Origin of the sequence: Olsenella porci, assembly GCF_009695875.1 — a bacterium.
In the GTDB taxonomy this organism is placed as follows: Bacteria; Actinomycetota; Coriobacteriia; order Coriobacteriales; family Atopobiaceae; genus Olsenella_H; species Olsenella_H porci.
This window is the reverse complement of sequence record NZ_VUNC01000003.1, coordinates 258,899-284,696: the sequence shown is the minus strand read 5'-3', so window position 1 is coordinate 284,696 and position 25,798 is coordinate 258,899. Positions and strand designations below refer to the sequence as shown.

The following is a 25,798-nucleotide window of genomic DNA, read 5'->3' as shown; positions in this document are numbered from 1 at the left end:
GGACAGGGCCTCGCCGGCAGTGGTCGCCGATTCCGGCGCCCCGCGGTGACGGGACTGGCGAATGTACGTTGGTGCGGATGGGGGCGGTTCGCTGTCTAGTCTGGTGAAATCTATCTTGACTTCAACAGATGCCGGGCATGTACGCCACGTCGTGGCCGGCGGCCCTGGCCCTCCTCAGGACGAGGGTGCCGATGTTGCGGCGCTGGTCCACCACCACGAGCACGCTCCGCCCGCGTCCGAGGGCATCGGCGAGGACGCGGTCCACGGACGCCTCGTCGTTGCCGAGGCCAACGTTGAACAGCACCTGGCCCCCCGCCGTGACGGCGCAGGCCCGGTGGGCGAGCTTCCCGACGTCGAAGCCGACGGTCACGTCGTGCGGTCTCTCGAACCCATGCATTCTGCTATCCTCCAACCGAGTCGGCCGGCCGGTGGACGCCAGGACACCCACATTACCGAGCCGTCATCCGCGGATGCGGCAGGTTCCCATCAGTCCTTCGTCGCGCCCCTTTCCGCCGCCGGTGGCAACACCCCCCGGGCCTTCGCGAGAGGCAGGGGCAGAGGGCCATCCGGCGGCGGCCGGTCGGCGGCCCCTTGCGGGACTGACAAAGAAGATAGCCCGGCCGTCGCCGGGGCAGTCGGGCCAGTCCTTAAGAGGCCAATTCGAACTGTAATGGGCAGCAGATGCCCATCCTCACGGCGGCGGGGGCACGTTGCACGGTGCTTGACTACTCCTGTGCGCAGACTGCCCTTTGACCCGGTCGAAAAGCGCACGTTTGCAGACGGGTGCGCGCGGGCTACACGGGAATGCAGTTCTCCCATACCGCCGGGGAGCTCCTGGGAGGCATAGCTCGCGCGGGACTCGTGCTGGACGACGCCTTCGACGACACCAACGGAGAGGGACGCCTGCACGAGCTGGGCATCCCCACCATGCTGGCGGTACGCGCCCACCGGGGTAGCGGGGAGGGACGGCTCCGCCGACGGGAGCACGGCGTCTCGACCATACCGCTCATGCGCGGGAGTCAAGTCAAAGGGTGGGGTGGGTTGGCCGCTCGTTCCAAGACGCTGGGCGAAACGGTCGCTACTCAGCGAGCTTCAAGCCGTGCATTCGTCCATGAGAATGGACGATGAAAGGTCCTGGCCCCGTCACTCGGGAGGGGGACCAGGTCAAGGAATGGGGCGGTGCAGAGAAACTGCCATAGGGGGCTCATTCCCGCGCGCGTCTCCGCCGTGAACGCGTTAGGATGGAACTCGGACACCATCGGGAACGCTCCGTCCAGTTGGTTAAACATAATTTCTCAAACCATGGCAGCAAATCGCCCGCGTGAGCACTCGTGCGGGAAGTTTCTGCCAATCGAATCCCCCTCCAGGCTCGGATGGCTGCCGCTTCCCGATATGAGCGCTCACTTCGGGAGTGCTCTGCCATGGCTGCAAAGATGATGGAGGACCAGCTGGGGTAACGCGATGCCGACGCGTCGCCGCAGCAGCAGAAGCCAGACGGAAGTGCACACATCGAGAGTTTGCTGCCAATGGGACAATCGCGGAGGTGCCGAATCCGCGGAGTGGTCTCTCCGCAGGGAAGAACCCTGAGAAGGGAATCCAGGGACCTGCTTGCCCAGAAGGTGGGTCGCCCGTCCCATTCTTAGCCCACCGACTCCCCGTCGTGGTCGTCGTGTCTCGGAGCACGAACGGTCGGATGCCGAGGAGAGCCGTCCTGTGCAAGAAACGACGTCCCGTGTGTACACGCGATACGTGTTTCCCGACAGAGGAGAGCTTTCCGACCGTCGGGAGGCGGGTCATATGCCAGAAAACCCATCGCGCGTGCACACCTGGGACGAGGTTTTTGACAGAGAGGACCCTCGCTGCCGTGCGGCTGTCTGAAAACCCATACCGTGTGTACACGCGCAAGGCGATTTCTGACCTTTTCAGGTGCAACGAGGTTGCTCCAACAGCGGTTATGCCTCTACTTGCGACGGCCCTGTCGGAAAGTATGTCCCGTGTGTACACGCAAGATGAACTTTCTGACAACGGGGAGAGCAGATCAGCCGGGACATGCGAGAACTCCTCTCGCATGCAAACGGGAGCCTGGAGAGGAGACCTCACAAGACGCCTCCTTCTTTGCCCTCCCCTCTGAGCGGAAATAGAACGGACAGCCTAGCTACCCCAGATGCCTCAAACGGTGGCCCCTTCTTTGGCCCCTCTTCGAGACTGAAACGGTTGGAGTGGACCTTCAAGCCCCAGGGAGCCTCAGGCGGCAACGACGCAATCGGACCACGCCGCCGCTGCCATGGGATTGCGCGACCACGCTGAGCGCGTGTCCCTCTCCCCTACCCCACGAAGCCACCGGCGCGCAGCATCCACAGCCACCCCGTGAGCGTGAGGGCGCACCCCAGCGTGGTCATCATCACGATGGTGGCGGTGAGCACGCCGTCGTGCCCCATGTTCCGTGCCATGATGTAGCAGCTGACGGTGGAGGCGGAGCCCAGCATCACCAGCAGGGCGACCAGCTGCTGGTCGCGAAAGCCCGGGTGGATGGCCATGGGCATGAAGATCGCGACCAGCACGACGAGCTTTATCAGCGTCGCGACCGTCGCGATTCCGACGCTGCCGCGTGCCTCGCGGAAGTCGAACGACGCCCCCATCGCGATGAGCCCGAGCGGCGTCGCGAGCACGGCGACGTTCTTGACGGTCGACCCCAGCACCACCGGCATGGGGAGCCCCAGCAGCGACCAGGCGAAGCCCACCGCGATCCCGAGGATGATCGGGTTGGTGACCACGCCGCGGACGGCCCTGCGCGCCAGCTCGCCCGCAGAAGCCCGCTCCCCGCCGCCATCGGCCGTGAGCGTGAGCACCACCACGGCGAACACGTTGTACAGGGGCACGCTGCCCAGGATCATCAGCGCTGCCATGCTGGAGGGGGCGCTCCCATAGATGCTCTGGATGAAGGCGATGCCCAGGATGGCCGCCGAGCTGCGATAGCTCGCCTGGATGAACTCGCCGCGCTGCCCCACGTCGCGCACCAGCACGCGGGCGAGAAGCACGATCCCCGCCATGCTGGCTGCGGTCGCCAGGAAGCAGAACAGCACGAAGCGCCCGTCCCAGGCGGCGGCGAAGTCCTGCGTGGCGAGGTCCTGGAACAGAAGGACCGGCAGCGCGACCTTGAACACGAACCCATTGAGATAGCCCGTGAACGCCTGGTCCATCATCCCCAGCCGGCGCAGCAGCATGCCCACGAGCATGGTCAGGAAGATGGGGAAGGTAGCGTTGACGCTGAAGATAAGGCTGTCCACCAGGCAATTCCGTTCCACGTAGCGATTCCGCGCCCGAGGTCGCATGGCAGTGGCAACCGGGGCCTCGTGGCATTGTAAGCCCCGCCCGCCCCACGGCATGCAGTCCGCAACGCGACGGTTACCACGGCGAGTGGCCCGTCCGTCTCGCACAAGCCAGGCGAGAGGCCCGCACGCCCATGCGCCGGGGCCGTCCAGCCGGCTGCCCGCGTCCCTCTCTCCCAGCCGCTACCTCCAGTGAGTGGGGTCCCAGGAGAGTCCCGCGGAGCATCCCTCGATTCCCATGGACGAGAGGACCTGCGCCAGGCTCACCGGACGGTATCCGTTGGCGTCCACGCCCACGTCGTAGCGGCACAGGCCCTGACGGCGGCACCACTCGTTGTAGCCGTGGAGCGCGTGCGCGTGCTCGGTGGCAACGGGGCCCTGGGGCTCCTCCCCCTCCGCCAGCCCTCGCGAGTGGATGTGCCCGTGCAGCATCACGGAGCCTCGATGCAGGCCGTCCCAGTCCAACACCGGGTAGTGGAACAGCACGAGCCTCTGCCAGGAGCCATCCGCAAGACGCACGCCGGTGTCCTCGTAGCGCGCCATCGACTCAAAGGCCCCGCTCTCCAGGCATGCCTGCTCGCGATCGTGATTGCCCAGCACCAGGCGGACGTGCCTGCAGTTGATACGCCGCATGGCGCAGGCGATGGTCCTGGCACCGCGCTCGCGGGTCACGTCTCCCAGGATCCAGAGCTCGTCCTCCAGGCTCACGGTGTCGTTGATGTTGGCGATGATGGCACGGTCGTGCTCGCCGATGGAACGGAAGGGCCGCCCCTCCCCAATGGTGACGATGGAACGGTGCCCCAGGTGCAGGTCCGCGGTGAGATATATCATCTGCCCTCGCCTCCGTCCGTGGCGTCTGGCTGCCTGCCGCCGGCGTCTGCCGCCTCATCCCGGAAGCCGTGCGCGTCTCGCCCGCCTCCCCGCTGCCCCAGCGCGAGTCCCTAGCGGCGGCGGAGGACCGCCTCGCGAACGCGACCGCGCGGGTCCCTCGCCAGCAGCGCGACGACCCAGACCACCAGGCCGAGCGTCACCACGCACAGGCCGAGGAAGGCATCGTTCGCAAGCCGCTCACCCGAGGGGTTGAAGATCGCGACGCCCTCGCCCAGGTACTCCGCGACGGCGTCGACAAGCCACATCAGGGACGCACCCCAGTACATGAGGCACGGGAGGGAGAGGAGCATCCCCTCTCCCCTGCCCGAGTACCACGCAACGGTGAACGCGACCGCCGCGAGGACGGTCATCGCCAGCGTCACGCCTGAACCTCGACCGCGGCGCCCTCGTTTGCACGGCGCTCGATCGCGCTGGCTACGGCGCACATCACGCCCCACACGACCGTGACCGCAAGCGCCATCCCGACCCCGACGGTCGCCATCTCGCGGACCATCGCAACGGCGTCAGACGGCGTCGCCATCGCCGTGAGGAAGGGCGCGAACGGGACCACCTCTCCATGCCAAACGTGCTCGAACGCCAGCAATCCGCTACCGCCCCAGAGCATGCCCGACAGCCAGCGCAGCCGCTGCGCCCGTCGCGCGACGGCCTTGGGGTCACCGGCACCGCCCCTCTCGACCCTGCGCTCGATGACCTTCACGACGGCGCCCTCCGCAGCGGGCACGATGAAGCAAGCCATGTGATTCTCCCTTGGTCCTGCCCGTTGCCGGGCACCCTGGTCCATGCGCGCATTCTATGCGAAATCTCCCCCTCCGTCACCTGCCTGGGCCCCCAAAAAGTCACCCGCCAGGGCGCCCGGGACGACCCGCCCACTCGCTCCCAACAACACCCCGTATGACGCACAGGTAAAAACTTTAAGGATGTACACACGACATACACACCCTACCTTGAGAATGTCTAGCTCCATGGGGCACTCGGTGCGTCGGCGCAGCGAGGGCTCGGCCAGCACACCCACGGCGAGAAAGGCATGCGATGCCCGCCTTCATACAGATTCGCAACCTCAACAAGTACTTTGGGGACCTCCACGTGCTCAAGGACGTCAACCTGGAGGTCCAGGAGGGCGAGAAGGTCGTCATCCTGGGTCCCTCCGGCTCCGGCAAGTCCACGCTCATCCGCTGCGTCGACTTCCTTGAGGAGCCCAGCTCGGGCGAGGTCGTGATCGACGGGACCACGCTCACCCGCAAGAACCACCTGGAGATGGCGCGCAAGTACTCGTCCATGGTGTTTCAGCAGTTCAACCTGTATCCCAACATGACCGTGCTGGGCAACCTCACGATCGCCCCCATCAAGCTGCAGCACAAGAGCAAGGAGGAGGCCAACGCCAACGCCATGGCCGCCCTCAGGCGCGTTGGCCTCGCCCAGAAGGCGGACGAGTACCCGCAGAACCTCTCGGGCGGCCAGCAGCAGCGCGTCGCAATCGCCCGCGCCATGTGCACCAAGCAGCCCATCATCCTGTTTGACGAGCCCACGAGCGCCCTGGACCCCGAAATGGTCCAGGAGGTCCTCGACGTGATGGTCGAGCTCGCGCACGAGAACATCACCATGCTCTGCGTGACGCACGAGATGGGCTTCGCGCGCGAGGTCGCGGACCGCATCGTCTTCATGGACGACGGCAGGATCATCGAGACGGGCACTCCGGAGCACTTCTTCACGCATCCGGACAACCCCCGCGTCCAGGCGTTCCTCGACAAGATCATCCACTAGGCGCCCGCATGGGGCGCCATCTTTGGGGAGAGAATCGCATGAACCTTTCTCGCAGGCAGTTCGTCAGGGCGGCAGGGGCCGTCGTGCTTGGGCTGGCGGGCTCGGGAGCCCTGACGGGGTGCGGGTCGGCGGGCTCGGGCTCGACCTCCGGCCCGGAGTCGTCCAAGCTCGCAACCATCAAGGGCCGCGGCACGCTCAACTGCGGCGTGAAGAAGGACATCCCGGGCTACGGCTACCTTGACCCGGCGACCGGCAAGTACCGAGGCATGGAGATAGACCTGTGCTACCAGGTGGCCGCCAAGGTCTTTGGCTGCAGCTACGAGCAGGCCAAGTCGGACGACCTGGTGGCCTTCACGGACGTCACGCCCAAGACCCGCGGGCCGCTCATCGACAACGACCAGCTCGACATGATCTGCGCCACCTACACCATCACGGACGAGCGCAAGCAGAGCTGGGACTTCACCCGCGCGTACCGCTCCGACTACATCGGCCTTTTGGTGAAGAAGGGCAAGTTCAAGGGCCTCCGGGACCTGGACGGCAAGTACATCGGGGTGTCCCAGGGCTCCAGCACCAAGCAGGCCATCCAGGACATGCTGAAGGACAAGGGGCTGGACGTCTCCCCCACCTTTCTGCAGTTCCCGGACTACTCCACGCTCAAGATCGCTCTGGACTCGGGCAACATCGACGTGTTCTCGGTGGACCGCTCCATCCTGGGCGGCTACAAGGACGACACGACCGAGCTTCTGGAGCCCGACGTCAAGTTTGGCAAGCAGGAGTACGGGATCGCGACCAAGAAGGGCTGCGACTTCTCGTCCACCTGCGACCAGGTCGTGGCCGAGTGCCTGTCCAACGGCTGGCTCGACCAGGAGGTCAAGGACTGGAAGCTGCTGTAGCACCGCACCATGCGATGGCATGCCGCGACCGCGCCCACGCGCGCCGGCATGCGTGAGGAGGAACGGATGGACCTATTCGACCCCATGCGCTGGCAGCAGACGCTTGCCAACATGGACATGTTCTGGGAGGGGTTTGGCTTCACGCTCAGGGTCGTGCTCGCCGGCCTTGCCCTGGCGCTGGTGCTGGGCACCGTGCTCGGGATCTTCTCGACCACGCGCTCCAAGGTGCTCCACGCGATCAACCGCGTCTACGTGGAGTTCTACCAGAACACGCCGCTGCCCGTGCAGGTCTTCTTCATGTACGCAGCCGGCCCGCTGATCCTACAGCGCATCACTGGCGCCTCCGACCCCGTGCGCATCGCGTCGTTCACGCTGGGCGCGTTGGGCGTGGGGCTGTACCACGCCGCCTACATCTCGGAGGTAATTCGCCAGGGGATAGAGGCGGTGCCCCGCGGGCAGATGGAGGCCGCACTGTCGCAGGGCTTCTCGCGCGCCCAGGCCTACCGTTACGTGATCCTGCCCCAGACGTTCCGCATCATCCTGCCGCCGCTCTGCAACCAGGCGCTCAACCTGGTCAAGAACACCTCGGTGCTGGCGCTCATCGCCGGCGGCGACCTCATGTATAACGCCGACAACTTTGTCTCTACCTACGGCTACCTGCAGGGATACGTCATGTGCTGCCTGCTGTACTTCCTCATCTGCTTCCCGCTTGCGCTGCTGGTTCAGCACCTCGAGCGCAGCTCGTCCCGCACACCGCGCCGTCGCCGTCGCGCCGTCGCCGCGCAGGCCGGCCAGACAGCGGGAGGTGAGGCGTAATGGGCGTCTTCACCGCCACCAACGTCGCCTTCATGCTGGGCGGCTTCGTCAAGACCATCGAGATATCGGCCCTCTCCATCATCCTCTCCGTGGCGATGGGCACCGTGCTGGCCATGGTGAAGCAGTACTGCACGGGCAGGCTGCGCGTGCTCTCGGTGGTAGCCAGCGCCTACATCGAGCTCTTCCGTTGCACGCCCAACCTACTGTGGATCCTCTTCGTGTACTTCACGGTCAAGGGCAACGACGTGCTGATCTCGGTCCTTGCGTTCACGCTCTTCACCTCGGCGGTCATGGCCGAGATCGTGCGCGGAGGCCTCAACTCCATCCCCAAGAGCCAGTTTGAGGCGGCCCAGTCGCAGGGCTTTGGCTTCTTCCAGTCCATGCGGCTCATCATCCTGCCACAGACCTTCAAGCTGATCATCCCCGCGCTGTTTGGCCAGTGCACCACCGTGGTCAAGGATTCGTCCTACCTGGCGGGCATCAACGTGGCGGAGTTCATGTACACCTCCAAGGTCATCATGGCCACCACCACGAGCCTTGACCAGATCCTCCTGGTGTACGGCTTCATCTTCCTGCTGTACTTTGCCCTCAACTTTGGCATCTCGCTCGCGGTGCGCCGCTACCAGCGCAGCCTCGTCGCCGCGTAGCGCCACGATCACCCAACCCCCAAGCCAGAAAGGCAGGCACCCATGAGCGAGAAGGACAGCGACGCCCGGCGGCAGGAGGCCGCACCCCACGGCGGCGAGCCCACCACGCCCGCGCTCAACCCCGTGGTCATCACCATCGAGCGCGACTTCGGCGCCGAGGGCCACGAAATCGGCAAGATGCTCTCGCAGGAGCTTGACCTGCCGTTCTACGACAACGAGGTCCTGGTGCGGGCATCCGCGCGCGCCGGCGCCCCCGTGGACGAGGTGGCCGCCTACGACGCTCGCCTCACAGCCGAGATGAGCGCGTTTCTCCCCGACCGCATCGACGCCCGCTCAACCGCCGACAAGCTGTTCCAGCGCGTGTCGAGCGTGGTGCGCGACCTCGCCTCGGTGGGCCCCTGCATCATCGTGGGGCGGCTCTCCGACTACATCCTGCGCGACAACCCCAACCGCATCGCGGTGCTGGTGACCGCCCCCGAGGAGGATCGCATCGAGACCGTGCGCACCAAGCGCGGCATGACCCGCAAGGAGGCCAAGAAGCTCGTGCGCCGCATGCAGAAGGGGCGCGAGCTGTACTGCCACCGCTACTCCGCCGGCAAGTGCGAGATGCACGACGGCAAGGACCTGGTGCTCAACCGCTCGCGCTTTGGCCGCGAGGGCTGCGTCGCCGTCATCGCCGCCGCGTATCGCGCCAAGGTCGCGGAGGTGCAGGAGGGCGAGGGAGAGTAGCGCCGGCCGCGGGGCCCAGGCCCGTCCCGCCGGCATCCCGGGCAACGGACCCGTGCCCCGCGCCCGTCTCGCCCGCCCCCTACCCCTGCGCTGCAGCCTCGAACGGGGGGCGCACCGACTCGTACGAGCGGGGCGAGACGATTCCGCCGCCCAGGCACACCTCGCCGTCGTAGGCGACCACGCTCTGGCCGGGCGCGACCGTGCGCACCGGCTGGAAAAAGCGCACCGTGGCCGATGACCCGTCGCCCGTGGGCTCGAGCCGAGCGGACACCAGCGCCCCCGTGTGCCGCATGCGCACCACGGGCTCGCAGGCGCCGCCCTCCTCCCCCGCCACCCAGCGGCAGCCGTCGAGCACGAGGGAGCCGGTCCACAGCGCGGGGCACGAGCGGTCCGCCGTGACGTAGACCACGTTCTCCCCCACGTCCGTGCGCACCACGTAGCGGGCGGGGCCGCCGCCCAGGTCGAGCCCGCGGCGTTGCCCCACGGTGAAGAGGAAGGCGCCGTCGTGGTGCCCCAGCACCCGGCCCGTCTCCCACTCCACCACGTCGCCCGGGCGCCTCTCCAGCGTGTCGAGCAGGAAGGTGCGAATGCCCACCTCGCCCACAAAGCAGATGCCGTCCGAGTCGGGCTTGCGTTCCACCCCCAGGCCGCGCTCGGCGCACGCAGCGCGCACCTCGGCCTTGCTAGGGTAGTCGCCAATGGGGAAGAGCGTCCGGTCCAGCACGTCGGCAGGAACGCGCCAGAGGAAGTACGTCTGGTCCTTGTGCTCGTCGCGCGAGCGCAGCAGCTGCGCGGGGCGGCCACCCTCGCCGTGCCGCACGCGGGCGTAGTGCCCCGTTGCCACGTAGTCGGCCCCACGGGCGAAGGCCCGCTCGGCGAACGTGCCAAACTTCACCGTCTGGTTGCACATCACGTCGGGGTTGGGCGTGAGGCCATGGGCGTAGGCGTCAACCAGGTAGTCTACGACCGTCTCCTTGTACTCGCGCTCGCAGTCCCACACCTCAAGGTCGATGCCCAGCGTCACGGCCACGCGCTCCGCGTCCGCCAGGTCGTCGGCCCAGGCGCACTTGAATCCCGGGAGGTCGCGCGACCAGTTGCGCATGTACACCGCCGTGACGTCGTAGCCGCACTCGACCAGCAGCGCGGCCGCAAGCGCCGAGTCGACCCCTCCGCTCAGGCCCACGAAGACCCTCTCGCCCATCACGCACCGCCTCCCGCGGCCTGCCGCATGTCGTCGTCCGTAAGCGAGAGGCGCGCCATCTCGTCGCGCACGCAGGCCGCGATCTGCCGGGAGGCGTAGGCTACGTCCTCCGCGCCCGTCTGCCTCCCCAGCGTGATGCGAAGGCTCCCCTGCGCCACCACGTCCGGTACGCCCATCGCGGCGAGCACGTGCGAGCTCCGCATCCTGCTCGCCGCGCACGCCGAGCCCGTGCCCACGTACACGCCGCGACGCTCCAGCAGGATCACGAGCCTGCGCGCGTCAAGCCGCGGGAACGAGACGTGCAGCAGCCCGGGAAGGCGCAGCCTGCCCTGGCGGGGACCGCTCACCACGCACCACGGGAACTCTCGCCTGAGCCTGCCCTCGAGATCGTCACGCAGGGCAGCCAGTCGCCGCACCTCCTGCGGGCGCATCCGCTCCGCCAGCTCCAGCGAGTGGGCAAAGGCCACGGCGCCGGCCACGTTCTCGGTGCCTGAGCGCACGCCGCCCTCCTGGCCGCCGCCCAGCACGAGGGGACGGAGCCGCACGCGGTCGGACGACCACAGCAGTCCCACCTGCTTGGGGCCGTACACCTTGGCGGCGCTGAGCGTGACCAGGTCGGCACCCAGGGACGACACCGCGACCGAGACGTACCCGGCAGCCTGCGAGGCGTCCACGTGGAGCAGGATGGGGCAGCTCTCCCCTGCCCTCAGCCGGCGATCGCGCTCCGCCGCCACGACCGCCGCGACGCGCCTGACGGGCTGGATTGCACCCACCTCGCCGTTTGCCGCCTCAACCGAAACCAGCTCCGTCCGGGGCGTGATGGCCTGGGCGACCTCGTCGGGGTCAACGCGCCCATCGGGTCCCACGCCCACGATGACGCCGCCACGCGCCTGCGCCACGGCGAGAACGCTCTCGTGCTCTGCCGCGTCGGTCACGACCTCGCCGTCCACGCATGCGAAGGCGAGGTTGTTGGCCTCGGTGGCCCCCGCGGTGAGCGTGATCGACGCCGGACGCGCACCCATCACGCGGGCGAGGGAGGCACGGGCGTCCTCCAGTGCCGCATGGGCGCGACGCGCGGGGGCGTAGGGGGCGGAGGGGTTGTAGAACTCATTCGAGAGGAACGGCTCCATGGCGCGCACCGCACCGGGATCCATGGATGTCGCCGCCGCATAGTCCAGGTAGACCTCGCGCGACACCTCCTTGCCGTCCCAAGGGGTAGGGGCACCTGGCATCACAGGTCCTGCCCAATCACGAGGTTCTGGAACCGCTGGCTCATGAACTCGTCGGTGTAGTGGTCGTCTATCCAGCGCTCGAAGTCGTTGGACGCGGGGATGCCCGCGTCTCGCTCGGTGCGACGCTGGAAGCACGCCAGGGTCATGAAGATGTCGAGCGCGAGGTAGGCTGCCAGGATGACCACGAAGGTGACCTGGCGCTTGGTGGTGGGCTCGCCGATGCGGTACAGCAGCTCGGGCATGATCATCTTGGTCCACACCAGCCCCAGCACGCCCCACATCACCAGGAAGCGCCATGCGATCCACTGCGTGATGTGGTCGGGCAGGTACAGGTAGGTCCACGACTGGGCCTGGAACAGGGTCTCCATGGCCCAGCCGGTGAACTGCTCCAGGCAGCCTCCCACCAGCGCCGAGACCAAAAACACCTGCCAGCCCTTTGCGCCGCGCTTCCTCATCTGAAACGCGATGAGCGTTAGGAACACCGTGCCAAACCCATACAGGGGCGAGAAGGGCCCCCACACCAGGCCCACGCGGCTCTGCGTGAGCCCGGCGGAGGCGAACATCCACAGCTCCTCTAGCAGCAGCCCCGCCATGGAGCCAAACACGAACAGGATGACCACCTGGTACCAGGTGATGTGGAGGTTGTCGAGGAACTCCTCGCGATCCTGGAGCTGGGCTCGCATGACCTCGGCTCGCTGGTCGCGCGTGAGGTGGCGGCCCTCCTCGAGGTAGGCAAGGGCGGTCTCCTCGCTCACGCGCTGGTGGTCCACCGCGGTCCTGAGGTCCTTGCCCCTGCCCAGCCAGGTGATGAAGTACCTGATCACACGCGCGAAGCCCCTCACGACCAAGGCGAGGAAAAGCAGGGTGAGGATATTGAGGAACATGGTTCTCCTGACGTACGTGCCGCGTACGGCCTAGCGGTCCCGGGCGCCAGGATGCGGGCGCCCTGCCTAGCATAGCGCAGTCGGGACGCGCGCCATGCCGCCGGGATGACTGGCGGCCAAGAGGGCGGTGCCTCTCACCTGCATTTTCTTCCACGCGAGGAACAAGCTGACAAGATTTTTGAAATTCGTGCTTGCATAATCGGGCTTCGCCACGTATATTCTTCTTCGCGTCGCGGGCTTGGCGCAGTTGGTAGCGCGCCACCTTGCCAAGGTGGAGGTCGCGGGTTCGAATCCCGTAGCCCGCTCCATGAGCTTAGCGGGCCGGTCTCAGCCGGCCCTTTTCATAGCCGCATATCTGGCGAGATGGCCAAGTGGTAAGGCGCGGGCCTGCAAAGCCCTTATCCCCGGTTCGAATCCGGGTCTCGCCTCCAAGCGATCGACGGGCGTCCCCTCGGGGCGCCCTTTTTCGTGGCTCTCCCCTGGCGGCGGAGGGAACGCCCTCGAAGGGCGCGACGCCCGCACGGATTCCGCGCCTAGCCGCCTGGCGCCCCGTGCGCTTAGTAAAGCCAGGCCCCGTGCCGATCCTGCGGCCGCGCGCTTAGCGACTCCAGACCTCTTGTAGCTTTGGTTGCCGCGCGCTTAGCGACGCTAAGCGCGTCATTCATCAAGCTCGGATTTGTGTGCGTTAGGTTGAGGGCGATGCCCTCGCACCTCTCCCCTTGCGAATGGGAGAGGTTCCTCGTATACTTACTCCTCGCGTCGCGGGCTTGGCGCAGTTGGTAGCGCGCCACCTTGCCAAGGTGGAGGTCGCGGGTTCGAATCCCGTAGCCCGCTCCATGAGCTTAGCGGGCCGGTCTCAGCCGGCCCTTTTCATAGCCGCATATCTGGCGAGATGGCCAAGTGGTAAGGCGCGGGCCTGCAAAGCCCTTATCCCCGGTTCGAATCCGGGTCTCGCCTCCAAGCGATCGACGGGCGTCCCCTCGGGGGCGCCCTTTTTCGTGGCTCTCCCCTGGCGGCGGAGGGAACGCCCTCGAAGGGCGCGACGCCCGCACGGATTCCGCGCCTAGCCGCCTGGCGCCCCGTGCGCTTAGTAAAGCCAGGCCCCGTGCCGATCCTGCGGCCGCGCGCTTAGCGACGCTAGGCCTCTTGTAGCTTTGGTTGCCGCGCGCTTAGCGACGCTAGGCCTCCGTGCCAATTTCCGACGCCCGACCCGCACGAGGGCCAGGGGGATTAAGCATCGGGCGCCGAAATCCGCAAGAGGGCTAGCATCGCTAAGCAGCCCGAGCCAAACCCCCACGAGCACTAGCGACGCTAAGCGCGTCACCCGCCGAGCGCGGATTGTCCCGCCCTATGCCGTCCGGTTCCTCGTTACCCCAGGTTATGACGCTCACAGCGGGGAGCAATGGAAAGAATGGAGCGAGCGTTCACCGTTCGGATTGCAATCCCTATGCGCACCAAGCTCCACCCCCTCCTGAAGCTCTTTCCAGATGGGTTGATGCAGACAGCAGACCAGACCCACCTCTGTGGGGAGAGGCCCACTGCTCGAAGACTCACGAAGCGAGTTCTCACACCGAGCCTTGTCGCCGTTGTAGGGCGCTTGAACGCGACCTCCGCATCCGCATTTGGGGTGGGAGGTAACGCTCATCTCCCAGCTGAGGCCAGGGACACCATCCAAGTTAAACCCACTTGCACCACGCCCCCTCTTTGAGGGGGCAAGCAGATCTGTCCCCAAGGTTGATATCCCTCGCCTTCCTCGAACTCGCTCTTCGCTAAATCATGCACGAAGGTTCGGCACCATCGCGTTCTCGCCGGCAGACAGGCATACGACGACGTTTCGCTGATATGATTGCTAGTTTGATTAGATACGAACTAAGGAAGACGGATCCAGAATGCGGGGATGGGCCATGCCTGCTGAGGAATATCGAGTTGTGGCAATCTGAAGGCCGCTTACGGCGGGGAAAGCGGAGTGCTGGTCTTCCAAGGCCATGTTCCCGACCCTGCCCCAGCACAGAAACCCCACTTTTCCCGAAACTTAGCGTGCATTCGGGCTGCCCCGATTGCCACAAGTCGCATTTCCTCAGCAGCTACCCACTGTGGAAGCGTCCAAGCCCGCCGTTGACTGCCACAGCTCCGTTTTCCTCAGCACCCCACCGTCCCGCTACGGGCGAAAAAGCTTCACGATGCGCACGCAGGTCCCGCCCTGCTGCCGGCGCACGATCGAAACCGAGTCGGCAAGCAGCCGCATGAGCTTGATGCCGCGGCCGCGCTCGTCTCCCTCCCCCACCTCGGGCGTGTCGTCGTCGGGCGAGAGCTCAAAGCCACAGCCGCAGTCCGTCACGTCCACCACGGCTCGATCGGGGTAGCACGCCACGGTCACCAGGGCGCACCGGTCGTCCGTGTGGTCGATGGCGTTGCCCATCGCCTCGCCCGTGGCAAGGTTGAGGTCAAACAGGTCGTCCGGCGACAGGTCCATGCGGGAGAGGAGCGACGCCACGCGCTCGCGGCTCGCCCCCAGGTCGTCCGGGTCGATCCACACCGTGGTCCTCCAAAGCGGCATGGCAGAGGGGTCCAGCGCCGGAACCTGTGGCCGCGAGCCCTGGGCCGAGACCGGAACCAGGTCCACGACGCGAGCGATCCTGAGCGCGCGCATCACGCTGGGCGACACGTTGGTGAGCGAGAGCAGCCCTCCGTGCTCGCGCATGTGGCGGATCTCGTGGAAGATCATCCCCATGCCGGCGGAGTCCACGTAGGTTGCCTCGGCCATGTTGAGCACGATCCGCTTGCACCCGCCATCGATCAGGGCGTCGATGGCCCTCCTCAGGCGAGGCGTGGTAGTCACGTCCACGTCGCCAAAGGCCGGCACCAGCGCGATGCTGGGACCCGCCACGGACCCCCGGGCCTCTCCGGCACCATCCCTCATGCGCCGCTCACCTCCCCCTTCTCGCGAGGCGCGTCAGACGGGCCCACCATGTCAAAGCGGAGCGAGACCATCGCCACGTCGTCGTCCAGGTGCCGCTCGGTGAAGGAGTCGAGCGTCGCCAACAGGCGGTCGAGCAGGCCGTCGTAGCCGCGCGGCACCTCGCGCATCACGGCGTCGCGCAGCCCGTCCTCGCCAAAGAACGACCCGTCCGCCGCACGCGCCTCGGTGGTGCCGTCGGTGTAGAGCAGCAACACGTCTCCCCTGCGCAGCCTCACGCGGCCGTTGCGGTACGTCATCTCGTGGAAGGCGCCCACCACGCCCGACTGCACGTCGAGGGTCTCTATCTCGCCCGTGGCGGCTCTCACGAGTATCGCGGGCGGATGGCCCGCCGAGCAGTACGAGAGCATACCCGACCCAAGGTCCACGATGCCCACGAACAACGTTGCGAACGTCTCCAGGCGAGAGAATCCCAGCAGGAACTCGTTGAGCAGCCGCACCATGCGGGCGGGAGAGAGGCCCTGCCATGAGTAGGCCCCCAGGGCGGTCTTGACGGCGGCGGAGACGGACGCGGCCTCCACGCCCTTGCCCGACACATCGCCCATGATCACGCACGCGCGGCGGTCTGGGAGCCGGATCAGGTCGTAGAAGTCTCCGCCGATGACCGCGGTCGCCGTGGCGGAGGAGTAGATGCCCCGCGCGGTGATGCCGTCGACCTGCTGGAGCTCGTTGCGCATGCCCGTCTGGAGCGCCTGGGAGATGCGCTTGTCCTGCTTGCGGCGCTCCTCTCCCCTGGCAAGGCCCTGCAGGTCGCTCGCGACGCGTCCGAGGTAGCGCAGCTCGCTCTCATCGAGCGGCTCGCCGTCGGACGGGCGAAGCACCAGGACCCCCAGGGCGTCGTCCCCGATCCTGCCCAAGCCCACGTAGGCGCCCGTAGCCGGCATGCCCGCCTCCGCAAGTGCCCGGGATGCAGCGTCGTCGGGCTCCAGGGGCATGACCGCGGTGCCGTCCTCCTGCGTCAGGCGTTGGACCTGCTCGAAGTCCAGCGGGACGCTCAGGTCCTCGCCCGCGGGGGTAGTGACCAGCGCGGTGTTGCCCTGCCGTTGGTTCAGGCGCACCTCAACGCAGGTCGCATCCAGTGCACGCTCGACCTCGTCCGTCACCTCACGGCGCGACTCTGGGGTGAGGTCACCGGCCTCCATCAAGGTCTCCCTCACCTGGGAGGCGCTGTCGCGCAGCTCGCCGTCGCGGCGGGCCCTGAGCGCGCTGAAGGCTCCGACAAGCTGCACGGAGAGGTACTGGGCGACGGCGTCCAGCAGCTCGCTGTCCTCGCGCTGGAGGGGACGCGCCTGCTCCCAGCCGACCTCGATGAGCGCTATCACTTGGCCGCCAAACCACACCGGGACCGCGATGAAACTCGTGAACGGGGGCACCTTCCCGGCGCGCAGCCGATAGACCTCCTGGGTCTCCTCGTTCACGACCTCGCGGTTGGTGAGCCTGCCGCGGCGGAGTTCGTCGCCCTTGGGCGGGAGCACCCGTAACCTGAGCGCGCGACCCGCCCGCTTTGCCAGGGCGTCGATGGTCTGGCCAAACGAGAGGTAGCGCGGCACCCGGGCGCCCGCAAGCGACTTGCTGACGCCGCGAAGGTGATAGCCATCCTGCTCGGCCACGTAGAACACGGTGCCGGAGGCCTCCATGGTGTTGGTTATCTCCTCCAGCGCGCGGCTGAAGAGCGTCATCACGTCGCCGGAGTCGAGCGTGCCCAGCACGATGCCCAGCGTGCCCGAGAGGCGCTTGTTTGCCCTGGAGAGCTCCTGGACCAACCGGTCATTCTCACGCTCCGCCTGCGCCGCCGCATCGCTTGCCACGGCAACGAGGAGGTACGTCTCGCCCGCCGAGGGAACGCGGTCGCAGCGAACCGTCAGGTCGAGCGTGCTGCCGTCACCCGCTTGGCACACCAGCTGCTTTGAGCTGCCGTCCATGGGAAACGGGAGGTCGTCCGGGCAGAAGGGGGCGTCGGGATCGGCGTCCTCCGACAGCGGGAAGCACGAGCGCACGTCACAGCCCACGAGTCCCCCTGAGGGGTGGGGAAACACCAGCGCAGCGGTGTCGTTGGAGAGGAGCACCCTTCCCAGGCCGTCGAACGCGATCACCGCGTCGCTCGTGAGCGAGAGGAGCGTTGCCAGCGTGCCGCCCACGCTCTTCTCCCCTATGCCATCCAACCTGCGGACGATACCGCCCTGTGCCATGCATCCCCCTGCCGCCCGACTGCGTCACGGCAGATTCTACCCAGATGGGCGCAGGTAAACGCCAGGGCTTGCGCCGAGCTGCGAGGGGCGGGCGTGTGGACGTCGGTTGGCGCGAGCTTGCGCTGAGCGAGACGGTCGCTAGCCCAGGAGGTCCGAGAGTGCCAGGTCGTGGAAGTCGATCTCGCGCAGCTTGACGGCAACGGGGTCGCCCGTGACTCGAATCACGTCCACGGCGCGGTCGCGGATGGAGCAGCTGTAGGCGTACTGGATGTTGAGGTCGCCGCTCGCGATGCGCGTAACCACGGATGCAAGGCCGCCTGGGACGTCGGGCACGTCCACGGCGATGACCTTGGTGGTGGCGGCGCTGAGACCCGCCTGGTGCAGCGCGTCGAGGGCGCGCGGGGTGTCGTCCACAATCAGCCGGACGCTGCAGAAGTCCGTGGAGTCCGCGACCATGATGGCGAGAATCTGGACGCCTGCCTTGCCCAAGACGTCGCTCATGTGCGCGAGCGTTCCGGGTTCGTTGGGGAGAAACACGGTGACCTGGTCAATCATTGTGCATCCCACCTCTCGTGCGGGGACTTTTATCGCATGGTAGGCCGGCGGGACGCCCGATTGGTTGCGCGCGGGTTTCGTTTTGTGGAAGGTTAGGCACGTCGACGGGCGGGCAGAGTCTACGTCGCGAGGCTGTGCCTTCGCCGGGACGGACTTCGCGAGTCACCGACCAACGTCGCTCTCACGACGCCAATCGCAACCCATCCGGATGGCGCGCTCTGGGCGTGACGGCTCGTCTCCCGCGGCATCGTCGGCGTTTGACCCGCCCACATGACATGGCGAGCGCTCAATATATAAGAAGAGAGGCTCCCGTGGGAGCCTCTCTGCACCTTCGTGGTGTCGGAGGCGGGACTTGAACCCGCACGACCTTTTAGTCAGTCACTAGCACCTCAAGCTAGCGCGTCTGCCAATTCCGCCACTCCGACATGGCTTGCTGCGTTGCAGCAGAAAGAATATTAACAGAACGTCCGACTCTGGCAAGCGTCAATTCCAAACTTTTGGAAAAAGTTGGGACGTACCTCTCACCCGTCAGAGACACCCAAGGTCACGAGCTTAGTTGGGGCGTCTCCCCCATGCGCCAGCATTGCCCGTCGACGACTTTGTCCACTATCGGGGCGAGAAGATCCTCGATCCGACTCCGGACACCTCCCCCCGGCATCCGGGGAGACGAGGCCGTCGCGCCCCTCTGGCTCGCCATCAATCGCCCTGTAAAACGGAGCTCCCGAATCATCCCCACACGGGCGTACGGCGCAAGAGCCAGCATCAGACATCGGACCTTGGCAAATAGCCCCTCGCGTGAATGATCCGAGCGTGTGTACGCATGGGTCGAGGCTGTAGGTACAGGGCGGCTCCCCCATCATCCGGCCACACGGGCTCTACGCCACGACGACCACGGCAGGGGATCGATGCGCAAGGAATGGGGCGGGTCTCCTGGCCCCCGGACGCGCCGGCCTCCCACATGTGGCGGATCCCCACGACCCAGTTCCCAGAGCTCCAAGTGGATGGCAACCGCGACGAGACGGGAGCCTCCCGCGGAGGGCCCAATGGCAGCGAACTCCCGAGGTGAGCACCTCCGCGTGGCCTCGGCAGCGGATTGGCGGGGCATTTCCCCAATTGTGTTCCCGTCAGAAAGGGAACCGTGGCAGAAAGCTCCCGACGTGTGTGCTCATTTGGGGAAGCGGCTACCAATCAGAGGTTGACAGATGGTCTCTTGGCAGCAAACTCCGGATGTGTGCACTCACATCCGGCTCCCGCCGCCATTAAGGACCTAGTGGGCTTTGACTCATCGCAGGACGAGGGAGACGCACAAAACTGGTGTCGGTGCCGAGACAGGGTTCGCGTCGCCACGGCAGGCCCGGTGACGTCCGCAATGGCTCAAAAAGTGAACAGGCACCTTCCCCGATGGCTCCGCCCCCAACAGGGGAACACGCTCCTCTCCCCTTCTTTGCCCTCCCTCGAACTAGCTCAGGCGAGACCCTCATCGACCCAAAGGGAGAGGGACCCGGCCGCGTTGGCCAGGCCCCTCTCGCCAGGGCAGTCACTTTGATTGAGGAGGAACGCCTACAGCTCCACCGAGGACTCCTTGATGGGCTTGGGGGCGGCGAAGTGGCAGCGGCAGAAGTGGCCGGGAGCGACCTCGCGCAGCTCGGGCATGGGCTCCTTGCTGCAGATCTCCTGCGCGATCGGGCAGCGGGTGTGGAAGCGGCAACCCGAGGGCGGGTTGATGGGCGAGGGGGGATCGCCCTTGAGGATGATGCGCTTGCGGTTGCGCTGGAGGTCCGGGTCGGGAACGGGGACCGCGGAGAGCAGCGACTGCGTGTACGGGTGATAGGGCTCGGCGTAGAGGGTCTTCCAGTCCGAGTACTCCATCATGTTGCCCAGGTACATGACCGCAACGCGGTCGGAGATGTGCTGAACCACGCTGAGGTCGTGCGCGATGAAGAGGTACGCGGTGCCGTACTCCTGCTGCAGGTCGCTCAGCAGGTTGAGCACCTGCGCCTGGATGGACACGTCGAGTGCCGAGACGGGCTCGTCGCAAATGATGAGCTTGGGGCGCAGCGCGAATGCGCGCGCGATGCCGATGCGCTGGCGCTGGCCGCCCGAGAACTCGTGCGGGTAGCGGTTGATGTGCTCGGGGTTGAGGCCCACGACGTCGAGGAGCGAGCGGACGTAGTCCATGCGCTCGTCCTTGTCAGGCATCACCTTGTGGATCACCAGCGGCTCAGAGACGATCTCACCGATGGTCATGCGGGGGTTGAGCGAGGCGTAGGGATCCTGGAAGATGAACTGCATGTTGCGGCGCATCTCCTTGAGCTCCGCCTTGTTCATCTTGGAGACGTCCTTGCCGTCGAACACGACCTTGCCCGAGGTGGGCGTGGTGAGGCGCATGATGCAGCGGCCGGTGGTCGACTTGCCGCAGCCGGACTCGCCGACCAGGCCAAAGGTCTCGCCGGGATAGATGTCAAACGAGACGTCGTTGACCGCGTGGACCGACTTCTTGCGCGAGCGGTTGAAGACGCCGCCCTCCACGGGGAACTCCTTGGTGAGGTGCTCCACATGCAGCAGGGGCTTCTGACCAGTCCTGTCCTGCTCCATTACGCCTCACCTCCTTCCTTGGCCGCCTTGGCCGCAGCCTTGGTGCGGGAGTTGGCGGGTGCGTTCTTCTTGACGAACTCCGGGTCGCCCGCGTAGTGGCAGCGAGAGTAGTGACCCGTCTCGGTGACGTAGAGGTCGGGGTACTTCTCGTGGCATAGCGCGGTGGCATAGGGGCAGCGGGGCGAGAAGGGGCAGCCCTTGGGCACGTTGACCAGCGAGGGTGGGTTGCCCTCGATGGGCGTGAGCGGGTGCTTCTCGGTGAAGACCGGGTCGGGGATGGAGCGCGTGAGACCCCAGGTATACGGGTGGAGCGAGCCGTAGAAGATCTCGTCCGCCGTGCCAAACTCCACGGGGGAGCCGGCGTACATGACCATGATCTTGTCGGCGACGTCCGCGACGACACCCAGGTCGTGCGTGATCATGATGATGGCGTTGCCGTTCTTCTGCTGCATCTCCTGCATGAGCTCGATGATCTGCGCCTGGATGGTGACGTCCAGTGCGGTGGTGGGCTCGTCGGCGATCAGGATGTCGGGGTTGCAGGCAAGGGCCATGGCGATCATGACGCGCTGGCGCATGCCGCCCGAGAACTCGTGGGGGTAGTCCTTCACGCGCTGCTCGGGGTTGGGGATGCCCACCATGTCGAGCAGCTCGATGGAGCGCTTCCACGCCTGCTCCTTGGTGTAGCCCAGGTGGAGCCTCATGCCCTCGCTCAGCTGGCGCCCGATGGTGTACACGGGGTTCAGCGACGTCATGGGGTCCTGGAAGATCATCGCGATGTCGTTGCCGCGCACGTGCTGCATGTCACGCTCGCTCATCTTGAGGAGCGACTTGCCACGGTACAGCACGTCTCCGCCCATGATCTTTCCGGGAGGCATGTCCACCAGGCCCATGATGGTGAGGGAGGTGACGGACTTGCCGGAGCCGGACTCGCCCACGACGCCCAGGGTCTCTCCCCTGTCGAGGTTGTACGACACGCCGTTGACGGCCTTGACCACGCCGTCCTGCGTGTAGAAGTACATCTTGAGGTCCTGGACCTCGAGGAGGTGGTGACCCTCGGGAACGGGCTGCTCCTTGAGCTCCGTCCAGGTGTCTTCCTGATTCTTCTTTCTCATTATGCGTCCTTCATCTTGACGTCGAGTGCATCGCGAAGGCCGTCACCAAGCAGGGTGAAGGCAAGAACGGTGGAGATGATCGCGAGGCCGGGCATGATCATGAGCCACGGGTTGGTGGCGAGGTACTTCTGGCCGTCCTCGATCAGGATGCCCCAGGAGGGGTCGGGCGGAACGACGCCCATGCCCAAGAACGAGAGCGAGGCCTCGGTGAGGATGGCGCCACCGATGTTCATGGTCGCGTACACGACGATCGAGGCAACGGAGTTGGGGAAGATGTGGCGCGTGATGATGCGGAAGTCGGACGCACCCATGGAGCGCGCGGCGTCGATGTAGTCGTTGGACTTGACCGACAGGATCGCCGAGCGGAACACGCGGGCGATTGACGGCCATCCCAGCACGCCGATGGCGATGAACACGTTCTGGATGCCGCTGCCCATGACCGCCAGCATGACGATGACGAACAGGATGTACGGGAACGCCAGGAAGATGTCTGCCAGACGCATGATGATGGTGTCCCAGAGACCGCCGTAGTAGGCGGCAAGGGCGCCCATGATGAGACCGATCACGGTCGAGATGGCGGTTGCCATGACGCCGACAGCCAGCGAGATGCGCGAACCATAGATGACGCGCGAGAGAACGTCACGACCGACCTGGTCGGTGCCAAAGGGGTGCTCCCAGGACATCGGGAGGCGGGCGTCATAGAGCTGCTGGGTCGGACCGCCGAGCTTTGCGGGGACCCACAGGTCCGCCGTGAGGGCGATCAGGACGACGATCGCGATCCAGATCACCGAGATGATGGCGAGCTTGTTGCGGCGAAGGCGCCTCCAGGCATCGCTCCAAAGCGTCCTGACGGGAGCGGTCGTCTCGACCTCGCTCCCCTCCTTCGGGGCGTTCGCACGCGCCTGCTCGGGCGTCTCCACGCCCACGGGCTTCTCGTTGAAGATCTTCTTCTTAGCCATTGTGCGAGCCTCCTAGCCCTGTTCCTTGGGGCTGCCGTACCTGATGCGCGGGTCGAGGTACGCGTAGCTGATGTCGACGATCAGGTTGATGACCATGACCACCACGACGATGACGGTGACGGAGCCCAGGACGATGGGCCAGTCGCGCTTGGTGATGGCTCGGTAGGTCTCGTAGCCGACGCCAGGCCAGTTGAAGACCGTCTCGGTGAGAATGGCGCCCGCGAGCATGCCGCCAAAGTCCATGCCGATGTAGGTGACAACGGGGATGAGCGCGTTCTTGAGCGCGTGGTGCACGATCACGTCGTGCTTGGAGAGGCCCTTGGCGCGCGCGGTACGAATGTAGTCCTGACCCAGGACCTCAAGGAGCTGGGACCTCATGATTCGAGCGACGTACGCGCAGGAGACTGCGGACAGCGTGACGGCAGGAAGGATGTAGTACACCCAGTCGTCAAACTCCGCGGTGGGCCCGCCCGCACCCGAGATCGGCAGGTAGAATGCGCCGCCGGTTGCGTTCTTGAGCACAATGCCGAAGAACAGCTGGAGCAGCATTCCCAGCCAGAACGCGGGGATGGACACGTTGATGGAGGTGATGAGGGTCACCAGGATGTCCCAGAACGAATATCTCTTGATGGCGGATATCATGCCGGCACCTATGCCTATGATCGCCTCGAGGATGATGGCGACCACGGCGAGCTTGATGGTGTAGGGGTACTTCTCCGCCAGGATGTCTGCGACGGGCTTGCCGTTCTGCTGGTAGGAGTAGCCCAGGTCACCATGGAGCAGACCACCGACGTAGTCCACGTAGCGCTCCCACATGGGGGTCTCGATGGTGTTCCCATTCTCGTCGTAGATGGGCTTGCCATTCGAGTCGGACTCGATGAGGTGGTACTTGATGCGAAGGTTGATCTCCGTCTGGGGATCAAGCTTCTTCTCGCCGGCGATCAGCTTGATGGGGTCGCCGGGAACCACGTTCTCCATGAGAAACAGGATCAGCGTCACGCCCAGGAACACTGGGATGAACTGGAGGACGCGTTTGACAATGTATCTGCCCATAGGGTGGACTCCCCTTTCCGCGGGTTTACACTGCGTTTGATGTGGTCCTTTCACATACAAACGGGTGAATTATAGGCTAACGGGCACGGTCCCGTAGGCCGGGCACCTGCAGGCCAAGGCTTATTGACAGAAAACCTGTCAGGTAACCCAAAAAATGGGAGAGGCGAGGTGCCAGGTAGACACCCCGCCCCTTGAACGCTCTTCTCCCGGTAGGGCTTCAGCTACGCGGTGATGCTTGCGCTGCCGAGCTCCGCCTTGCCCTGCGGGTCGTAGTACATCTTCTGGACGCGGTCGCTGCCCACGTGGTTGTGAGCGTAGAACATGATGGGCGCGATAGGCAGGTCCTCGCCGATCTTCTTGTTGATCTCGCGATACTTTGCCCTGCGCTCGTCGTCGTCCTCGGTCTGACGAGCCTCGTCGATGGCCTTGTCGACCTCGGTGTTGCTGTACTTGCCGTAGTTGTTGTCAGACCCCGTGTAGAAGTTGGGGTAGATGAAGTTGTCCATCGTGGGGTAGTCGGCAATCCAGCCCAGGCGACCCATGAAGAAGGATCCCTCGCTCATCGAGGAGAGGTAGGCAGCCCACTCCTGGGAGGACTGCTTCACCTTGAAGCCAGCCGCCTCCAGGCCGTCCTGGATGATGCTCATGATGTCCTCGTGGCCACCGCCGGAGTTGTAGTCGAGCTCGAGCTCGATGCTACCGAGGTTGTTGTCGGAGACGAGCTTCTTGGCGGCGTCGGCGTCGTACTTGGCGTACTCCCAAGAGTTGTCGTTATCCTTGTCCAGGATGGTGGGGATGGCGCCGTCAGCAGGCTTGCGGGAGCCCTCGAAGAGGGTGTCGCAGATCTTCTGGCGGTCGATGGCCAGGTTGATCGCCTTGCGGACGTTGAGGTCCTGCAGCTCCTTCTTCTGGAGGTTGAAGCACAGGTAGTAGATGGCGGTCTCGGCACCGGTCAGGACCTGCTTGCCCGGGGTGACGGTGTAGCCGTCCTCGGACGTGCCCTTGTCGCCCTCGATCTCCTTGATGCGGCCGGAGGGAATCTGGCAGAAGTCAAGGTTGCCGGCCTCGAACTCGCGGTACGCGGTGTCCGGGTCCTTCTGGATGGAGAAGTTGATTGCGTCGAGGTTGGCCTTGGTTCCGTAGTAATCGTCAAACTTCTTGACGTTGATGTACTGGTCGGAGACCCACTTGCCATCCATCTGGAAGGGGCCGTTGCCGATGGGGGCAACGAGGAAGCTGTCGGGGTCGTCCAGGGCCGCCTGCGGCACGGGCGCGAGAGCGGGGTGAGCGCAGACGTAAGGCCAGTCGGCCATGGGGTACTTGAGCTTGACGACGAAGGTGTTGTCGTCCGGGCAGGTAAGGCCAGAGATCTCGGTCGCGTCGCCGGAGTTCATCTCGTCATAGCCCTCGATGGGAGCCAGGTGATAGTTGATGTCCGACGGAGTTGCCATCTTGGGGTTGGCGATGCGCTCCCAGCCGCGCTTGAAGCTCTTGGCGTCGACGGTGTCACCGTTGTGGAACTTGGCGCCCTCGACCAGGTGGAAGGTGTAGGTCAGGCCGTCATCAGAGACATCCCAGGACTTGGCCGCCTTGGGAACGACCTTCTCCTTGTCCCAGTCGTAGTCGGTGAGGGCGTCGAACAGGATGTGCTCGACCTGCGTGCCCTCGGACTCCTGGGCGTTGTAGGGATCGATGGCAACGGGGTTGCCGATGTAGAACTTGAAGGTGCCACCCTTTGCGGTGCTGTCGCTGGCAGCAGAGGAGCTGGTGCTCTTCTTTCCGCAGCCTGCGAGAGCGGCGAGCGCGCTTGCTGCGAGCCCACCCTTCACGAAGGTGCGACGGCCCATCATGAGCTTATCCGCCATACATGCCTCCCATGTGTAGACTTTTGCAGTCATCCGACTGCCCGTCTTTGTTGGACGGCTCCCCCGTCCAACCCGTTCACCCATTTTCGTCCCGCATTCAAATTAATGCA

General features: G+C 65.6%; 21 protein-coding genes and 5 tRNA genes. 9 read left to right on the top strand and 17 right to left on the bottom strand.

The window, feature by feature from the left end; translation table 11 throughout:
* Positions 1 to 121 precede the first annotated feature (121 nt).
* The 5 genes from FYJ68_RS05770 to FYJ68_RS05750 form a co-directional block, all read right to left on the bottom strand.
* Positions 122 to 397, bottom strand: a complete 276-nt coding sequence (locus FYJ68_RS05770; RefSeq protein ID WP_154434895.1) for an IS110 family transposase — start codon at positions 395 to 397, stop codon at positions 122 to 124.
* A 1,927-nt stretch (positions 398 to 2,324) separates the two neighbouring features.
* A complete protein-coding gene (locus FYJ68_RS05765; protein WP_326832240.1) occupies positions 2,325 to 3,287 on the bottom strand; it encodes an AEC family transporter in 963 nt (320 codons plus the stop codon).
* 225 nt (positions 3,288 to 3,512) lie between these two features.
* A complete protein-coding gene (locus FYJ68_RS05760; RefSeq protein WP_154434891.1) occupies positions 3,513 to 4,160 on the bottom strand; it encodes a metallophosphoesterase in 648 nt (215 codons plus the stop codon).
* A 110-nt stretch (positions 4,161 to 4,270) separates the two neighbouring features.
* Complete coding sequence (locus FYJ68_RS05755) at positions 4,271 to 4,582, bottom strand: hypothetical protein (protein WP_229772051.1); 312 nt, start codon at positions 4,580 to 4,582, stop codon at positions 4,271 to 4,273.
* Positions 4,579 to 4,956, bottom strand: a complete 378-nt coding sequence (locus tag FYJ68_RS05750; RefSeq protein WP_154434889.1) for a hypothetical protein — start codon at positions 4,954 to 4,956, stop codon at positions 4,579 to 4,581. Before FYJ68_RS05750 ends, FYJ68_RS05755 begins: the two co-directional genes overlap by 4 nt.
* 293 nt (positions 4,957 to 5,249) lie before the next feature.
* Between FYJ68_RS05750 and FYJ68_RS05745 the strand changes: the two genes are divergently transcribed.
* The 5 genes from FYJ68_RS05745 to FYJ68_RS05725 all read left to right on the top strand — a co-directional run bounded on the left by FYJ68_RS05745 (position 5,250) and on the right by FYJ68_RS05725 (position 9,066).
* Positions 5,250 to 5,981 carry an amino acid ABC transporter ATP-binding protein gene (locus tag FYJ68_RS05745; RefSeq protein ID WP_154434887.1) on the top strand — a complete coding sequence of 244 codons (732 nt, stop codon included), beginning with the start codon at positions 5,250 to 5,252 and terminating at the stop codon, positions 5,979 to 5,981.
* Positions 5,982 to 6,019: 38 nt separating this feature from the next.
* Positions 6,020 to 6,874 (top strand): transporter substrate-binding domain-containing protein, encoded by an 855-nt coding sequence (locus FYJ68_RS05740; protein WP_154434885.1) that lies wholly within the window; start codon positions 6,020 to 6,022, stop codon positions 6,872 to 6,874.
* Positions 6,875 to 6,940: 66 nt separating this feature from the next.
* Positions 6,941 to 7,690: an amino acid ABC transporter permease gene (locus FYJ68_RS05735; RefSeq protein ID WP_154434883.1), complete on the top strand. Its 750-nt coding sequence runs from the start codon at positions 6,941 to 6,943 to the stop codon at positions 7,688 to 7,690.
* On the top strand, positions 7,690 to 8,337 hold the full coding sequence (locus tag FYJ68_RS05730; RefSeq protein WP_154434881.1) for an amino acid ABC transporter permease: 648 nt from the start codon (positions 7,690 to 7,692) through the stop codon (positions 8,335 to 8,337). The genes FYJ68_RS05735 and FYJ68_RS05730 overlap by 1 nt, the downstream gene beginning before the upstream one ends.
* A gap of 42 nt (positions 8,338 to 8,379) precedes the next feature.
* Positions 8,380 to 9,066, top strand: coding sequence for a cytidylate kinase-like family protein (locus tag FYJ68_RS05725; protein WP_154434879.1), 687 nt, complete (start codon positions 8,380 to 8,382; stop codon positions 9,064 to 9,066).
* Between the two features lie 79 nt (positions 9,067 to 9,145).
* Here FYJ68_RS05725 and mnmA read toward each other — a convergent pair whose 3' ends face one another.
* Genes mnmA through FYJ68_RS05710 form a run of 3 tightly spaced genes read right to left on the bottom strand, consistent with a single transcriptional unit; the run spans position 9,146 to position 12,383 of the window.
* Positions 9,146 to 10,267: a tRNA 2-thiouridine(34) synthase MnmA gene (mnmA, locus tag FYJ68_RS05720; protein ID WP_154434877.1), complete on the bottom strand. Its 1,122-nt coding sequence runs from the start codon at positions 10,265 to 10,267 to the stop codon at positions 9,146 to 9,148.
* Entirely contained in the window at positions 10,267 to 11,499 is a 1,233-nt protein-coding gene (locus tag FYJ68_RS05715) for a cysteine desulfurase family protein (protein ID WP_154434875.1), read from the bottom strand. The genes mnmA and FYJ68_RS05715 overlap by 1 nt, the downstream gene beginning before the upstream one ends.
* Complete coding sequence (locus tag FYJ68_RS05710; RefSeq protein ID WP_154434872.1) at positions 11,499 to 12,383, bottom strand: putative ABC transporter permease; 885 nt, start codon at positions 12,381 to 12,383, stop codon at positions 11,499 to 11,501. The genes FYJ68_RS05715 and FYJ68_RS05710 overlap by 1 nt, the downstream gene beginning before the upstream one ends.
* Positions 12,384 to 12,615: 232 nt before the next feature.
* Here FYJ68_RS05710 and FYJ68_RS05705 point away from each other — a divergent pair.
* The 4 genes from FYJ68_RS05705 (at position 12,616) to FYJ68_RS05690 (ending at position 13,343) form a co-directional block, all read left to right on the top strand.
* A tRNA-Gly gene (locus FYJ68_RS05705) sits at positions 12,616 to 12,691 on the top strand.
* A 49-nt stretch (positions 12,692 to 12,740) separates the two neighbouring features.
* Positions 12,741 to 12,814 (top strand) — tRNA-Cys (locus FYJ68_RS05700).
* A 330-nt stretch (positions 12,815 to 13,144) separates the two neighbouring features.
* A tRNA-Gly gene (locus FYJ68_RS05695) sits at positions 13,145 to 13,220 on the top strand.
* Between the two features lie 49 nt (positions 13,221 to 13,269).
* A tRNA-Cys gene (locus FYJ68_RS05690) sits at positions 13,270 to 13,343 on the top strand.
* A 1,198-nt stretch (positions 13,344 to 14,541) separates the two neighbouring features.
* Here the strand turns inward: FYJ68_RS05690 and FYJ68_RS05685 are convergent.
* The 9 genes from FYJ68_RS05685 to FYJ68_RS05645 all read right to left on the bottom strand — a co-directional run bounded on the left by FYJ68_RS05685 (position 14,542) and on the right by FYJ68_RS05645 (position 25,688).
* On the bottom strand, positions 14,542 to 15,303 hold the full coding sequence (locus FYJ68_RS05685; protein ID WP_154434870.1) for an anti-sigma factor antagonist: 762 nt from the start codon (positions 15,301 to 15,303) through the stop codon (positions 14,542 to 14,544).
* Entirely contained in the window at positions 15,300 to 17,549 is a 2,250-nt protein-coding gene (locus tag FYJ68_RS05680) for a GAF domain-containing SpoIIE family protein phosphatase (RefSeq protein WP_154434848.1), read from the bottom strand. The genes FYJ68_RS05685 and FYJ68_RS05680 overlap by 4 nt, the downstream gene beginning before the upstream one ends.
* Positions 17,550 to 17,687: 138 nt before the next feature.
* Positions 17,688 to 18,104 carry an ACT domain-containing protein gene (locus FYJ68_RS05675; protein WP_154434846.1) on the bottom strand — a complete coding sequence of 139 codons (417 nt, stop codon included), beginning with the start codon at positions 18,102 to 18,104 and terminating at the stop codon, positions 17,688 to 17,690.
* 334 nt (positions 18,105 to 18,438) lie between these two features.
* Positions 18,439 to 18,529: transfer RNA gene (locus tag FYJ68_RS05670), tRNA-Leu, on the bottom strand.
* A gap of 1,135 nt (positions 18,530 to 19,664) precedes the next feature.
* Positions 19,665 to 20,699: an ABC transporter ATP-binding protein gene (locus tag FYJ68_RS05665; RefSeq protein WP_154434844.1), complete on the bottom strand. Its 1,035-nt coding sequence runs from the start codon at positions 20,697 to 20,699 to the stop codon at positions 19,665 to 19,667.
* A complete protein-coding gene (locus FYJ68_RS05660) occupies positions 20,699 to 21,811 on the bottom strand; it encodes an ABC transporter ATP-binding protein (RefSeq protein WP_154434842.1) in 1,113 nt (370 codons plus the stop codon). The genes FYJ68_RS05665 and FYJ68_RS05660 overlap by 1 nt, the downstream gene beginning before the upstream one ends.
* Positions 21,811 to 22,770, bottom strand: a complete 960-nt coding sequence (locus FYJ68_RS05655; RefSeq protein WP_154434840.1) for an ABC transporter permease — start codon at positions 22,768 to 22,770, stop codon at positions 21,811 to 21,813. The genes FYJ68_RS05660 and FYJ68_RS05655 overlap by 1 nt, the downstream gene beginning before the upstream one ends.
* A gap of 12 nt (positions 22,771 to 22,782) precedes the next feature.
* Complete coding sequence (locus FYJ68_RS05650) at positions 22,783 to 23,823, bottom strand: ABC transporter permease (protein WP_154434838.1); 1,041 nt, start codon at positions 23,821 to 23,823, stop codon at positions 22,783 to 22,785.
* Positions 23,824 to 24,044: 221 nt separating this feature from the next.
* Entirely contained in the window at positions 24,045 to 25,688 is a 1,644-nt protein-coding gene (locus FYJ68_RS05645; RefSeq protein WP_154434836.1) for a peptide ABC transporter substrate-binding protein, read from the bottom strand.
* Positions 25,689 to 25,798: the final 110 nt, after the last annotated feature.

What these genes read in the sequence shown, in the direction of transcription:
- FYJ68_RS05770 (WP_154434895.1), bottom strand. Translation starts at nt 397, where the DNA reads ATGCATGGGTTCGAGAGACCGCACGACGTGACCGTCGGCTTCGACGTC.
- FYJ68_RS05760 (WP_154434891.1), bottom strand. Translation starts at nt 4,160, where the DNA reads ATGATATATCTCACCGCGGACCTGCACCTGGGGCACCGTTCCATCGTC.
- FYJ68_RS05750 (WP_154434889.1), bottom strand. Translation starts at nt 4,956, where the DNA reads ATGGCTTGCTTCATCGTGCCCGCTGCGGAGGGCGCCGTCGTGAAGGTC.
- FYJ68_RS05745 (WP_154434887.1), top strand. Translation starts at nt 5,250, where the DNA reads ATGCCCGCCTTCATACAGATTCGCAACCTCAACAAGTACTTTGGGGAC.
- FYJ68_RS05740 (WP_154434885.1), top strand. Translation starts at nt 6,020, where the DNA reads ATGAACCTTTCTCGCAGGCAGTTCGTCAGGGCGGCAGGGGCCGTCGTG.
- FYJ68_RS05735 (WP_154434883.1), top strand. Translation starts at nt 6,941, where the DNA reads ATGGACCTATTCGACCCCATGCGCTGGCAGCAGACGCTTGCCAACATG.
- FYJ68_RS05730 (WP_154434881.1), top strand. Translation starts at nt 7,690, where the DNA reads ATGGGCGTCTTCACCGCCACCAACGTCGCCTTCATGCTGGGCGGCTTC.
- FYJ68_RS05725 (WP_154434879.1), top strand. Translation starts at nt 8,380, where the DNA reads ATGAGCGAGAAGGACAGCGACGCCCGGCGGCAGGAGGCCGCACCCCAC.
- mnmA (WP_154434877.1), bottom strand. Translation starts at nt 10,267, where the DNA reads ATGGGCGAGAGGGTCTTCGTGGGCCTGAGCGGAGGGGTCGACTCGGCG.
- FYJ68_RS05715 (WP_154434875.1), bottom strand. Translation starts at nt 11,499, where the DNA reads ATGCCAGGTGCCCCTACCCCTTGGGACGGCAAGGAGGTGTCGCGCGAG.
- FYJ68_RS05710 (WP_154434872.1), bottom strand. Translation starts at nt 12,383, where the DNA reads ATGTTCCTCAATATCCTCACCCTGCTTTTCCTCGCCTTGGTCGTGAGG.
- FYJ68_RS05685 (WP_154434870.1), bottom strand. Translation starts at nt 15,303, where the DNA reads ATGAGGGATGGTGCCGGAGAGGCCCGGGGGTCCGTGGCGGGTCCCAGC.
- FYJ68_RS05680 (WP_154434848.1), bottom strand. Translation starts at nt 17,549, where the DNA reads ATGGCACAGGGCGGTATCGTCCGCAGGTTGGATGGCATAGGGGAGAAG.
- FYJ68_RS05675 (WP_154434846.1), bottom strand. Translation starts at nt 18,104, where the DNA reads ATGATTGACCAGGTCACCGTGTTTCTCCCCAACGAACCCGGAACGCTC.
- FYJ68_RS05665 (WP_154434844.1), bottom strand. Translation starts at nt 20,699, where the DNA reads ATGGAGCAGGACAGGACTGGTCAGAAGCCCCTGCTGCATGTGGAGCAC.
- FYJ68_RS05660 (WP_154434842.1), bottom strand. Translation starts at nt 21,811, where the DNA reads ATGAGAAAGAAGAATCAGGAAGACACCTGGACGGAGCTCAAGGAGCAG.
- FYJ68_RS05655 (WP_154434840.1), bottom strand. Translation starts at nt 22,770, where the DNA reads ATGGCTAAGAAGAAGATCTTCAACGAGAAGCCCGTGGGCGTGGAGACG.
- FYJ68_RS05650 (WP_154434838.1), bottom strand. Translation starts at nt 23,823, where the DNA reads ATGGGCAGATACATTGTCAAACGCGTCCTCCAGTTCATCCCAGTGTTC.
- FYJ68_RS05645 (WP_154434836.1), bottom strand. Translation starts at nt 25,688, where the DNA reads ATGGCGGATAAGCTCATGATGGGCCGTCGCACCTTCGTGAAGGGTGGG.